Annotated in this window: 10 protein-coding genes; 4 read left to right on the top strand and 6 right to left on the bottom strand. The window is 38.5% G+C overall.

Annotation, left to right across the window (positions count from 1 at the left end; genetic code table 11):
• Window positions 1-68 precede the first annotated feature (68 nt).
• The 4 genes from IGI63_RS07950 to IGI63_RS07935 are packed head-to-tail and all read right to left on the bottom strand — an operon-like array spanning window position 69 to window position 5,108.
• Window positions 69-1,250 carry a hypothetical protein gene (locus IGI63_RS07950; RefSeq protein WP_429975618.1) on the bottom strand — a complete coding sequence of 394 codons (1,182 nt, stop codon included), beginning with the start codon at window positions 1,248-1,250 and terminating at the stop codon, window positions 69-71.
• A gap of 43 nt (window positions 1,251-1,293) precedes the next feature.
• Window positions 1,294-2,718: a DUF1116 domain-containing protein gene (locus tag IGI63_RS07945; protein ID WP_429975617.1), complete on the bottom strand. Its 1,425-nt coding sequence runs from the start codon at window positions 2,716-2,718 to the stop codon at window positions 1,294-1,296.
• On the bottom strand, window positions 2,705-4,264 hold the full coding sequence (gene fdrA, locus IGI63_RS07940) for an acyl-CoA synthetase FdrA (protein ID WP_429975616.1): 1,560 nt from the start codon (window positions 4,262-4,264) through the stop codon (window positions 2,705-2,707). Before fdrA ends, IGI63_RS07945 begins: the two co-directional genes overlap by 14 nt.
• The gene (locus IGI63_RS07935; protein ID WP_002365307.1) at window positions 4,242-5,108 is read right to left on the bottom strand and encodes a DUF2877 domain-containing protein; all 867 of its coding nucleotides are present in this window, start codon (window positions 5,106-5,108) and stop codon (window positions 4,242-4,244) included. Before IGI63_RS07935 ends, fdrA begins: the two co-directional genes overlap by 23 nt.
• Before the next feature lie 127 nt (window positions 5,109-5,235).
• Between IGI63_RS07935 and IGI63_RS07930 the strand changes: the two genes are divergently transcribed.
• The 3 genes from IGI63_RS07930 to IGI63_RS07920 all read left to right on the top strand — a co-directional run bounded on the left by IGI63_RS07930 (window position 5,236) and on the right by IGI63_RS07920 (window position 8,992).
• A complete protein-coding gene (locus IGI63_RS07930) occupies window positions 5,236-6,894 on the top strand; it encodes a PucR family transcriptional regulator (protein ID WP_429975615.1) in 1,659 nt (552 codons plus the stop codon).
• A gap of 208 nt (window positions 6,895-7,102) precedes the next feature.
• Complete coding sequence (locus tag IGI63_RS07925) at window positions 7,103-8,311, top strand: chloride ion channel protein (RefSeq protein ID WP_429975614.1); 1,209 nt, start codon at window positions 7,103-7,105, stop codon at window positions 8,309-8,311.
• Between the two features lie 24 nt (window positions 8,312-8,335).
• Complete coding sequence (locus IGI63_RS07920) at window positions 8,336-8,992, top strand: glucose-6-phosphate 1-dehydrogenase family protein (protein WP_429975613.1); 657 nt, start codon at window positions 8,336-8,338, stop codon at window positions 8,990-8,992.
• Between the two features lie 51 nt (window positions 8,993-9,043).
• Here IGI63_RS07920 and IGI63_RS07915 read toward each other — a convergent pair whose 3' ends face one another.
• Window positions 9,044-10,111 (bottom strand): choloylglycine hydrolase family protein, encoded by a 1,068-nt coding sequence (locus IGI63_RS07915; RefSeq protein ID WP_010823971.1) that lies wholly within the window; start codon window positions 10,109-10,111, stop codon window positions 9,044-9,046.
• Between the two features lie 176 nt (window positions 10,112-10,287).
• Between IGI63_RS07915 and IGI63_RS07910 the strand changes: the two genes are divergently transcribed.
• The gene (locus tag IGI63_RS07910) at window positions 10,288-11,949 is read left to right on the top strand and encodes a SulP family inorganic anion transporter (RefSeq protein ID WP_429975612.1); all 1,662 of its coding nucleotides are present in this window, start codon (window positions 10,288-10,290) and stop codon (window positions 11,947-11,949) included.
• Between the two features lie 162 nt (window positions 11,950-12,111).
• Here IGI63_RS07910 and IGI63_RS07905 read toward each other — a convergent pair whose 3' ends face one another.
• Window positions 12,112-12,804, bottom strand: a complete 693-nt coding sequence (locus tag IGI63_RS07905; protein ID WP_002407878.1) for a hypothetical protein — start codon at window positions 12,802-12,804, stop codon at window positions 12,112-12,114.
• Between the last annotated feature and the right edge of the window lie 142 nt (window positions 12,805-12,946).

Raw genomic sequence — 12,946 nt, 5'->3', positions numbered from 1 at the left:
AATACGGATAAAAAGGGGATTGGTCAATTAAAAAAAGAAGCGAATCGTCATTCGCTTCTTTTTATTCACTATACAAAAATATCAAATGTATGCAAAACGGCTGACAATAAAATGGTTACAACAGCCATTCCTGATACAAAGCCGACAGCACCAGGAACAAACGGAGGTAATCGTTTAGCAATATAGCTACCGACAGGGGCCGCACTAATTCCTGCTAAAACGGCGATGGTCAGGGAAAGCCAAAAGCCACCACCCATCATTAAAATCACACCAGGAACAATGCTGACCAGTGGCATAAACGTTGGATACCAACCTTCTTCAGCGAAATGTTTTCGATAAAGAAAAACACCAACAGCCGAAGCAATCATTTGTCCCATTAAAATGTCAGGAACCAAGCCAGAACCATTTGTAATATGATTAATATTGACAAACCAATCTGTTAAAACGCCTAGAATTACCAAACCTCCAACTAACTCATTTCCATAAAACCAAGCTTCGGAGAAGTCAGCAAAAGTGCGTCGTATTGACCATTGAAAGGTTTGCGTATTTTCAATTTTAGGTTGTTTTTGCCGCTTCTGAGCGATTGGTGCAACAGAAGGAACCATCCAAGGAAGTTGATGACAGATGGCTGAAACAATCCAGCCAACAAAAGCCATTGTGGTAACGTTGGAAACTGTCCCAGGTACATTTAAAAGGGGCATCAATTGCGCATTCAGCCAATTGACAAACGGAAAGGTGAAAAGCGCACTCAACAGAGAAATCGTTCCTAATTTTTTCCAGCCAGGACCATAAACGAGCGTTAAAGCTGGCGGCGTGCCGACCACCACAATAAACGTTGGTAACCACAACACTTCTTTTGTAAAAAAGCGTGTAAAATCAAAAACATAAATAGTTAAAAAGAGGGAAAGTAGCTGAGAAGCAAGTACCCAAGGCCAAGCACCAGAACCACCAGCAATTGCAAATCCCTGCCATTTTGAATTTTTCCGATAAAGTTGCCAAGCAATCAGACCGCCGATTAGTAAGAAAAGCGTTGTAAAAAGTCCACCGTAAAATTCCCCTTCCGTGAAGTTCATAACAAAATAGATAAATTTGTAAAATCCCTGCTGATTCACTTTGGTAACTACGTCATTGTAAGGAAAAAAGTTAGACACATGTCGAAAGCCATTCATGATCCAATACAGGAACATTCCCAAAAAAATTTTTACAACAAGAGCTAAAACGGCTTCGTAATTGATCGATTTATTTTTCATATGATCGCTCCAAAAAAAATGACATTTTACTAAGTTTTTGAAATTAGTTTATTTTAGCTACTAAAGCTTTTAGTGCCTCGTTAAAGACATTTGCTGGCGGATTAGTCAATCCAGCGCCAATCATACCAATCCCCGGTTCTTTATGAGCAATAGCAGTATTAATGACAGGCAGCATCCCTGTTTCTAAGACTTTTAAGACATCGATGCCTGAAGGAATCCCCATAAAATCTAAAACAGGAATCGTGACATTGGGATTTTCTTTCATAGTAATTTCCAGCATTTCTTTTGAATAATTCAATGCTTCTGCCACTGTTCCGCCAACTAATGGGACAATTGCTGGTGCAGCTGCCATAGCAAATCCGCCAACACCATACGTTTCTGTAATAGCACTATCGCCCATATCCAAACCAGCATCTTCTTGTGTGTAACCAGCAAACATCGGACCAATCACCCGTTGGGCAGGCCCCTTAAACCAGTGATTTCCGCCAATCCCACTGACACGAATCCCAAATTCGACCCCGTTGCGACACATGGTGGTGACAATTGTACTATTCTCCACATTATGCCCAGCATCTAACGCACATTTAGCGGCGCCCATCCAAGTCGGACCAGAAAAATAGTCAGAACTGCCAAGAAATTCAAATACTTCTTTTAATTGTTCACGAGAAAAATCAGTTTGAACCATGTAAGGTGTTAATGCTTGGACTAACAACGTACTTCCGGCTACATTGCGATTATGGCACTCATCGCCCATATGCAAGGCTTGCGAAAGCATTAAGCGTAAATCAATGCCTTCTGGACAAAAAGTCATGGCATCATGAAGTAATGGACCTAAAACATCGCGCATCCAAATCAGGCGATCCACGACGGATTGATCATTTGCACCAAATCGTAAAACTTTCGCCAATTGTTCACTTAAATTAGTAAAAGCCGTGTTGCCGTACGTTTCATTTTTGATAATATGAACGTACATATTCGGAGAAGTCACGCCAGCCATGGAACCAACGGCATCATGTTCATGACAAGGAGAAAACGTAATCGCGCCAGAACGAGCAACCCGATCGGCATCAGCTAGATCTTTTGCTAATCCTTCAAAAACAAGCGCTCCTTGAACGGCACCTTTCATCGGTCCGCACATATTTTCATAAGTAATGGGTGGCCCAGCATGTAAAATGGTCGTTTCAGTCATATCGGGCATGACATTAATTGCTTTATCAAATCCTACTAAAATAGGTTTTGATTGAATAATGCGGGTAACCGCTTCTTCGTTGGCTTGTTGGATTTTTTCATAAAGTGTTGGATTTTTTAATTGATCCAATAATTTCAATAGCTCTGGGTCACCATTGGCTGGCGGTGCCCAATTTACTTGATGTGAAGGAATCCCTTGTTTTTTCATATCTTCATGAATAAAGTCAATGCCTACATTGATCGTATCTAAAGGCTGTTTAAAAAGATCATTTCTGCTCATGTTCGTTCGCTCCTTTTACAAAAATTTTGGTGGCTTCGCAAAGTTGATGACTGCTGTCGACAACGAGAACCTCTAAATCTTCTAAAATTTTCCGCTGTTCATGAATATCTTGTGGATCTTCTTCGGTCCCTAAAACATAGCCAATAATGGTTAACTCACGACCATCTGCTTTCGCTATTGCTTTGGCTTCCTTTAACGCCTCCGCTAACACGCCAACGGGATTTTCGTGAGAACCATAACCTAATTCAAAATCTAACGCTAAAACCGCCACTTCAGGATCTTTGGCTTCTTGAAGAATGCGAGTAATCCGAGAAGTCGGATCGATCATTGGATGTGGGCGGCCTTCTGTGAAACGATCATCACCGAAATCAATCAATGTATGTGCTTGGCTATGGTCAGGATTTGCTAATTGTCGTTCAGGAATTTTATGAATATTACTATAAACATCATCAGAGACTTCTGTTAAAGCATATAAAAGTTCATCACAAAGAGTGCCACCACAGAACAACCCACGAACAAATTTTTGAGAAGGGGCTTGTTGCTGTTGGATAGCTGTTAACGTTGCGCCTGTCGGATTTTGATAGAGGCTGGTTTCCGCTTCCTGTGTTTGACTAAATTGAATCACTTTTTGAACTGCATCCAGAGAAGAAGTAGCAAAAGTGACGTTGTCTATTTTTCGTTCCGTTTGTTCACTGCCGATAAAATAAATAACAACTGGTTTAGTTGAAACAGCTAATTTTTTTAAAATTTTCTCTGTTACTTCTGGAGCAGGCGGTTTAGAAATAAGCAAAATTGCCTTAGTTTGTTCGTCAACCATTAAAGCATCCAGCCCGTCAAGCATCATCAGCCCACCAATTTCAGCAGACAAATCACGGCCACCAGTACCAATTAATTGTGAAATCCCATAACCATATTTATGGATTTGAACACTAACTTCTTGGCTACCTGTACCAGAAGCGCCGACAATTCCAATATCTCCTGAACGTACCTCGTTAGCAAAACATAACCCGACGCCATTAATAATCGCTGTTCCACAATCAGGGCCCATCACAAACAGTTCTTTTTCGTGTGCTTTTTGTTTTAACGCTAATTCCTCGTCAACCGTCACGTTATCACTAAAGAGCATGACGTGTTTTTGCTGATCTAAAGCTTTATGCGCTTCTCGTGCAGCAAATTTTCCATTGACAGAAATTACAACTAAGTTGGCATCAGGCTCTTCATGAAGGGCTGAATCTAACGTCTTATAGGTTACTTCAGAAGAAGCGGTTTTCTTTTTCTTCGTAAATAACTCGTCGACTTGCTGTAAAATTTCTTCTGAGTTCGCTTGGTCATCAAGATCTAAAACAATTAATAAATCACCTGTTGTAACATGATCCAAGGCGGGTGTATATAAACCAACATTCCGAATCACTTCAAGATTCATGTCGGTTCCCATCCCAATCATTGCGGTTTTAACTCCAGCCAGTTCATTGGCTCGTGTTGAAATGGTCATTAAAGTAACTGAATCAAAATAGGCGTTCTCTTTAATTACTGTTTGAATTGTCATGATTATTCTCCTCACAAAATAGTTTTAAACCAAAAATAATGCCGCAAAGTATGTCGCTTCCTGAAGTTGAGCCCACCTCCTCTAAAGCTGAAACCGCTTGAGCCATTTCGTTTGTATTTCCACTTTCAATTGATAAAAAAACACGCTGAACTAGCTGAGAAAACCGCTCGTTCACTGCTTCATGGATTTCCGCATAACTGACCGCATTCGTTCGTTCCTTGGCTAGCACAGCCAGCTGTTGGAAATTCGAGGGAAGTTGCTGTAATGCAGAAAAACTAGCAAGTAATCCTGTGATAAAATCATCGCCAGTGGGGGTTAAACCAATCCCCAATCCCAAAATCTTCGTTAAACAATCAAGAGCTATTTTAAAAGATTTTTGCTCCCAAGCCTGTTGAAAATGAATCATTTCTTTTTGAATCTGGGTCCGACTATAAGAATCAAAAAGAAAGGTTGACGACGAAGCAGGAAAAAGCGCTTGCCAAGGATTGAAACGAGTTTGCTGAATATACGTTAAAAAAATAGCTATTTTTGTTTTACTGGGTGTTAAATAAAGTGGCGTTGGTTGCCAAATTTGGGCATCGGCTAGTGTTAATTGTCGTCGGCCTAACCGGATAAACAGGGGCTCAATTTGGACAGGTAAATCAGCGAAATGGCTAAGTTTTTTTTCATCGAGTATAATCGTGTTAGGTGCTATATGTTCGGGATGCGTTGAAATGGTCAAGAGAATTTCTTGGGTGTCTACATGACCATAATTAATAGCGTGCGTAAAACATTGCAAACTAGTCAATGTTTGATGAGGGAGTTTCGATAAAATCGTTTGGTCATAAGCTAAAATTTTTGTCATTCCAACGACCTCCTTTTTAATAGCGCTTTCACAACTTCATAATAAAAGAATCCAGCACGCTAAACAATTGCTAAAAATGACATTGATTTACAAGTTTGAATGGACAATTTGTACATTGGGAGGATAAATGATGTTAAAAGTGAGTGATTTATTAACGTTAGAAGAATTACCTGGCATTACCTTAGTGGCAGGACATAAAAATCAGGACCAACCGATTTTAAAAGTCAATATTTTAGAAAATCCTGATATTTTAGATTGGCTAACAGCAGGTGAGCTGCTGTTAACGACAGGGTACATATTTAAAGATGATCGGAAATTACAGAAAAATTTTTTGAAAGAACTAGCCAAACACCATTGTGCTGCCTTAGGATTTAAAACCCAACGTTATTTTGAAGAAGTTCCACCAGACCTAATCAAATTAGCAGATGAAATGAACGTTCCTATTTTAGCAATTCCTTACAATTACACCTTTTCGCAAATTGCTGACGTGTTGAAAAGTCGTGTCACATTAGAACAATTTGACATGAATGCGCAAGAAACCGCATTGCATAATAAAATTTATCAAATCTTAGAAACGGGAAGTAGCAGTTTTCATTTGCTGCAGGATCTAGCAGAAACCATTCAAAATCCTGTCTTGTTATTGAATGACCATTTTGAAGGAGTTAATTTTTTTGACTTGCCTAAAAATCCAATTCGTATTTCTAGCATTTTAGAAGATAGACAAGAAACCTCAGAGTTCCAAAAACAATTATTGGAACAAAGTCATCCATTACTACGCTTTTATCAAGAACCGATTCATTTACAGTTGAAACTCCAGAACCAAGTGGTGCCAATTGAAATTTATCCAATTAAAAAGAAAAATGTTATTTTATATTATTTACTCGTCTGGAACACCTTGGCCCCATTACGGCCAGTCGATGTGGCTCATTTTAAAATCACAGCTCATTACTTACTTTTACAATTGCAATTGGAATACTCACGGAAATTTGAAGAATACCAACAACGAAACGAATTATTTTTTAAGCTGATTGCGCATGAAAAGAGGGATCAAGCTGTTTTCCAACAATTTCAACAGTATTATCGCTTGACAATAGATAAGCCCTATGCGATTTTGCTAATTTCATTAACCTTAAATGAACGCCAAAGGCAAGAAAGAATGTCTATTTTAGGCAACCAGCTAAACCAAGTTATCTTAGGGGACAAACAAAAAATTGTTTGTATTGAAATTGACAGTTCCTTTGTCTTATTAGTTGAAGATCCACCTGAAAAAGAAGGCGATTATCTGAAAATGATGCAACGCCTAGCACAAAGTAGTATAAATCAGTTAATGAAAGTACAAGAAGATGTGGAACTTTTCCTAACAATAGGACCTAAGATTCAAGGTCTGACCCAGATTCATGAATCTTATCAACAAGCGATTGACGTTTTAGCCTTTCAACGCCAATTCATTGCAGAAAAACCTGAAATGAGGATTGCTTCCTACGCGAATTTTCATTTTAGACAGACACTACAACGTTATTTTTTAGAAGAAGGACAAGCAACCCTCAGAAACAAATATCTTCAACCATTGCAGAAAAGTGATCAACAGCAACATACCGACTTTGTCCATACACTGAATGTCTATTTTCAATCAAAACGAAACTTGTCTCAAACAGCCAAAAAGCTCTTTATTCATCGTAATACTTTGTTACAACGATTGGAGAAAATTGAACAGCTAGTGCTGTTGGATTTTGATAAGGAAGTGGATTTGTTGGCGCTGGAAGTGGCGTTGTTTGTGGGAACTTAAGAAGCAATATAAGTGGCGGTTTTTAATTTAATGGAATATATATAGCTAAAAGAAACGATTATACAAGAAGGATAATTTAATCAATAAAAAATGGAATCTTTTCATAACCTCAATTTTTTTCAAAAAAATAAATCCTTCCCAAAATCTTCAAACACAAACCACTAACTATCTGCTACTATAAAAGAAACAACTATCATTTGGAGGAAGTATGCGTAACAGAAAAATGTGGACAATTATCGTCAGTGGGTTATTTTTAAGTAGTATCATCGCGGGAATTTCAGGAGCGTTTTTAATCATTGAAGGAGAGCTAACGACTCTGCTCTGGGAGGTGTTGCCAGCGCAAATAAAGTGGCCAATTCTCTATTATTTTGTCTTGTGTGTGCTAGGAGCGTTGGTATTGAGTTATCTGAAGAAACGCTTCGGGCAAGTACCACAAATGGCGCACGAGACGCTGACAGAATTGAAGGCGAAACAATCGGTCGATTATTCAGGTGTGTTTAGAAATTTATTGGCCGCCTTGGTAATTTTAATTTTCGGGGCTGGTGTCGGTCCTGAAGCTGCATTGTTGGGAGCAATTATTTCGTTGTCAGTCTGGCAATCTGATAAGTTACGGTACCTTTATTTTCATTATGACGAGCAAGAACAGCAAACATTTTGGACAAAAATCCAGCGCTTGCTGCATCCGAAACAGTTTGTTCAGCGCTACGACACGAGGCTCGCTCCTTCGGATAAAAAGAAACTGAAACAAGTGATGAACGGGTTATTTATTGTGAACGGGTTGGTGGTGTTTACCTTTTTAATGAAATTGGTGGGACACCCATCGTTTATTACGAAGTTAGGAACTGGAAAAATTGAAATGGCTTCGTTATGGCTGATTTTACCCGCTTTATTAACTGCTTTTGTGATTGGTAACGCCTATCAATGGTTGCAAGCTGCTCTGGCTAAACTATGCCAACCTTTTGAAGAAAAGCAAAGCATACTGGTAAGCTTTGGTGCAACCTGTATTTTTCTTTTTGTTATTTTAATGCCAAGATTACTATTTTCAGGACAATCTTTTATGCATTTAGTTCCTAGTTTTGGTAGTCAACAAGCCTGGTATATCTTGGTGATCGCTGCGATAATGAAACTAGTATTTTTACAAGTTTGTTTACAGACAGGTTGGATAGGTGGCGATATTTTTCCCGTCGTTTTTTCAGCTATTTTAATCGGGTTTGCGGTCGCGCAATTTTTCCCAACAATTGACTCGCTTTTTGTTGTCGCAATTTTTGCTACGAGTTTAACAACCCAGATTTTAGGGACGATTCTTGTACCAGGCATTTTTGTGGGGCTCTTTTTCCCAATCACGCTTTGGCCAATTGTAGTCCTTGTGTTATTTTTACAATGGCTATTGAAAAATAAAATTATTAAGAGTAACTAGAAGATACTAAAAAGAGGGAATAAAATGAACCTAACCCATCAAGACTTCAATCTATTCAACCGAGAAATCTTCACATTTAAACAACTCAAAGAGCAACAAACATCAGCAGAAATCGATGACTTAAAGCAAACCTACAAGCAACATTGGGAAAAGTGGAAAGCCTTAAACCTCACAATCGCTCAAGGTTTACCAGCTGAACTCGGCATCACTAAGCCGAAAATCGAAAGCTGGACCAACGGCTGGAATTTACGCAGTCATTTCTGGGCTGCATATCGCAGTGAGCAACGCCAAGCGGAAAATGCTTGTCTGGCGTTGTTATTAAATAAAAAGCAATTTCAAGTATATTTGATGTTTCAACATTACAAAAGTGAGGAGCGGGCAGGCTCAGTCGTCGCTTACAATCAATTGCTTAATCGTTTAGAAGCTTGGAGCCAAACCATCGACTGTGAAGGCTATTATATTTGGCCGCAGGAGGAGCATGAACTAGTGGACCATTTGCCTTTAAAAGATTATTTAGCAGATGAAAAACAACGGAAAATTCTAGAAGAGCGGATAGGCAATCGCTCATTTCAGATCGGTAAGTTGTGGTTTGCGACGGAAAAGCTTGAAACGATTGAAGAAAAAAGTTGTCAGGCGCTTCAAGAATTAGCGCCGTTGTATAACGCATTATCTGAAAAATGAACGAAACAACGTCTCTGACCAAGGACCTGGTCAGAGACGTTGTTTGTGTTTTTATTGATTTAAATCTGTTAGTAGTAGCTCGTTAGAAACAGCAAAAGTAGTAACTTCTGTTAAAGCTGGATCCAAAGTGTATTTTGTAAATGAGGTAGTACTTTCTGGTTGGACATACATGGTTAAATTAGTCACATCATATCCTGACCAATAATGTGTGAAATCAGACAGAGAATTACTTTGACCTAAATGGCCAATTCCCCGAGGAATCATCACTGTTTGGAAGGCGCGATAGAGTTGCATAATCCCTTCAGAGCTATCAAATTCTTGGAGATTGTCAGAATAGTATAACGCACGAATGAAGCGTGACGGCGAAGTGAAGTCTCCTGGGATTCCTAATAGTCCGTAAGAAGTCCCACCTTCAATTGGGTCAAGTGTTGCGCCTGATTTTAAAGTGTAAGGTTCTTTAATAGCGTAGTTGCGCATTCCGATATAGTTTCGTGCATTGGTTAAATGATAATTGTATTCTGGGCTGTTTGTGACTACGCCAATCGAATCATAAATGACGAACGCTCCGTTATCTGTTGGTTGCAAAACGATACTATTATTATTTTTATCATTAATGGTCCAGTGTAAGGTGAAATGAACTTCCCCCAATGAATCAAGTTGGAATTTTTGATCTAACAGGCCGATTTTTTCAAAAGCTATTTTTACTTCGTCAACGCTTTCAAAATTACTCAAAATATAAGCGAGTACTTCTTCTGCAATATGAGGTGTTAAACCACGATCTGCTAAACTTTCAGCAGGTGCTGTTGAAGATTCCATTAAATATTGAATATCACCAGATAAGCCGGCTTCGTTGATACCATCTGTGATAGCAAGGCTGACGGTTTTACCATCGTTCGCTGGTTGATCTGTGCCTGACATTGCTAGTCCCATAAAGGCATATTTTGCCGTCCAAGGATTTAGTTGGCTGTTTAGAACTGTACCTTTTGGAAATTGAGCAATTAGAGTAGGGATTTTTGGTGCAATTGGATCTTCGTTGCCAAAAAAGTCAAACGTAAAATCCATCGTACGTCCATAAAAAATATCATTTGTTTTGGAAATAATCTTGATGCCTGTACACATAATAGTTTCCCCCAATTAATGTAAGTTTGTGAAGCCTGTTTACTAGTTAAGCATATCATACTCTAGGAAACAGCGGTGGCTAAATTCCTAAAATATTAGACAATTTTGTCTAAATGAGGTGAAAAAAATTTTTTAGCGATTTCCTTCACAAAACACCTTATTATCTTTCCGAAAATATGATATCTTTAGAATGGAAATTTCATGAAAAGAGGATGCGAATGTTTAAAAAGTACACACAAATGATAAGGGATGAATTTAAAGGGTATAATCAAAAAAAATTGAAAAAAGATTTCTTGGCAGGTTTGACTGTCGCAGCCGTCGCGTTGCCGTTAGCGTTAGCGTTTGGGGTCTCTAGCGGCGCCACTGCAGCAGCTGGCATGATCACGGCGATTATCGCTGGAATTGTGATTGGGAGCCTTTCAGGTGGGTTTTATCAAATTTCAGGACCAACAGGTGCGATGGCAGCTATTTTAATGTCAATTGCGGCAGTGCATGGCATGCAAGGGATTTTGTTGGCCACCTTTTTGGCGGGAATTTTCTTGCTTTTGGCAGGGATTTTGCGTTTAGGGAGCTTGACTTCTTTTATTCCGTCACCGGTCATTACCGGGTTTACTTCAGGAATTGCTATTATTATTGCGTTGGGGCAGCTTGATAATTTCTTTGGGGTTCGTTCAGAAGGCCACAATTTAATTGAGAAAATCAACAGTTATCGTTCATTGGGCTTTGATTTAAGTATACCAACGACGGTTATGTCGATTTTAGTGGTGCTTGGATTAGTGTTCTTTCCGAAAAAGTGGAATGCGATGATACCAGCTTCATTGGTGATGATTATTTTAGCTACGTTAGCAACAGTGGTTTTTCAACTGCCAGTGGCCACTGTAGGGAAAATTCCGACAAGTATTTTTAGTGATACACGTTTGGAAATTGGTTCGCTTCAATTAAGTGCGTTTCAGGATATTTTGGTGCCTTCGATTAGCATTGCTATGTTAGGTATGATTGAAAGTTTGCTTTGTGGCGCTTCGGCTGGTCGCATGACAGGGAAACCATTAGACAGTAATCAGGAACTAGTGGCACAAGGAATTGGCAACTTAATTTTGCCATTTTTCGGTGGCGTACCTGCAACGGCAGCGATTGCCCGCACGAGCGTAGTGATTAAATCTGGTGCGCAAACACGTTTAGCGGGTATTTTTCATGCGGTTTTTTTATTGTTATCGATGTTGCTTTTATCGCCAGTCATGTCTAAAATTCCCATGCCTGCGTTAGCTGGTGTTTTAGTGGTGACAGCGTGGCGAATGAATGAATGGTCGGTGATTAAAGAATTCTTCCAGAAACGTTTCCACACAGCCTTATGTTTATTCTTCTTAACGATGGTAGCGACCGTTATTTTTGACTTAAGTTTAGCGATTGTTTTAGGGGTCTTAGCGGGTTGCCTGTTTTTCATTGCGAAAAGTGCCGTGATTACGATTAATGTTGAGGAAGTCGATTGGTCAAGAATGGGGCTAGTACCGACCGATTGTACAGAAAATTGGGTGGTGGTTTATTTGAGTGGCCCGTTATTTTTCATGTCTTCTGAACGATTGAAACAAACGTTACTGCAATTGGAAACAAAAAGTGGTGTAGTATTTTCAATGCGAGGAGTTCCTAGCATTGATAGCACGGCGTTAGATATTTTAGAAGAATTTTGTCTCGCAGCAGAAGGTCGTGGACAACAAGTTCAATTTGCCGCTCTGCAACCAGAAGTTGAAAAAATGATTCGAACCATTCAAGGAAATCAAGAGAAAGAATACCATTTCTCAGTCGCAGAATTTTTACAAACGGTGCATGTTGCAGAACAATAATTCATTTTCAAATGAAATGTTCTATTTTCTATCGCGGGCTTAATGGGTGAAGAAATAAGAAAAATAAGTGGGGACTAAAACGAGTTTCTAGAGGAGTTCCTAAAAAATAATAAAGAGAAAACTTCTCAGTATGAAGTTTTCTCTTTATTATTTTTTGGTTATTTATTGAATTACTTCTAACATAACGTCTTTTTGATCATCCGTAACATTGCCTGCGTAGTTAGGAGTGATTAAAGATATCGAACCATTTTTATTGTTGAATAAGTATAAAGTACCCGATCTATTTTGTTCATCGTTTGAAGAAATATTAGTTCCTAAAATTAACTCTGTATTTACTTTAACGGTGCGAATACTGTTATCGGCCGCTGAAAATATTCTAATCTCTTTTGTAGGAATTGTATTTATAGATAGCTCATATTTATTAATGGCTTCTTTCACTTGATCATTTTCAGCCCCAAACAATTTAGTTCGGAAGGTAGCAGTTGGTGTTGAATTTAAGTTTTCTAACGTAATTGAAGTTGGCACATTCATTCCTTTAAAATTAAATACGAGTGGATTGTTTAAGCTACTAAGATCGACAGCATAAGGTGTTGCTTCTAAAGAATTTGTTTCTTCGACATTTGTGGATACTTCATTTTTAGACTTTGACGAAGCCTGAGTGGTACTGGCACTTTCTGAAGCTTCTTTTAGTTTATTACTAGAGCTTGTTTCTGTGCTAGAACTGTAATGATTAGTACTGCTTTTTATTGATGTTGTATGATTGGTAGGATTTTCTTGTTTTTTAGGTTCATTCGCTTTTTGAGAACTACAACCTGTTAAAAAAATAACTAAAATAACACAAAATAATTTTTTCATACTATTCCTCCTATAGACGCTATAACTAATTTTATCTTACTTGTTAATATAACAAAAGAAATAATTATTTTATTTTCACGAATGCTCAAATTGTTTAAATCTGTAGTTTTTATACTTATTTTTGTTGCATTTGCAACAAAAA

The sequence above is a fragment of the Enterococcus sp. DIV0086 genome, assembly GCF_050498705.1.
GTDB classification, from domain to species: domain Bacteria; phylum Bacillota; class Bacilli; order Lactobacillales; family Enterococcaceae; genus Enterococcus; species Enterococcus faecalis.
Note: the sequence above shows the minus strand (reverse complement) of the source record. Positions and strands in the feature narration are given on the sequence as shown.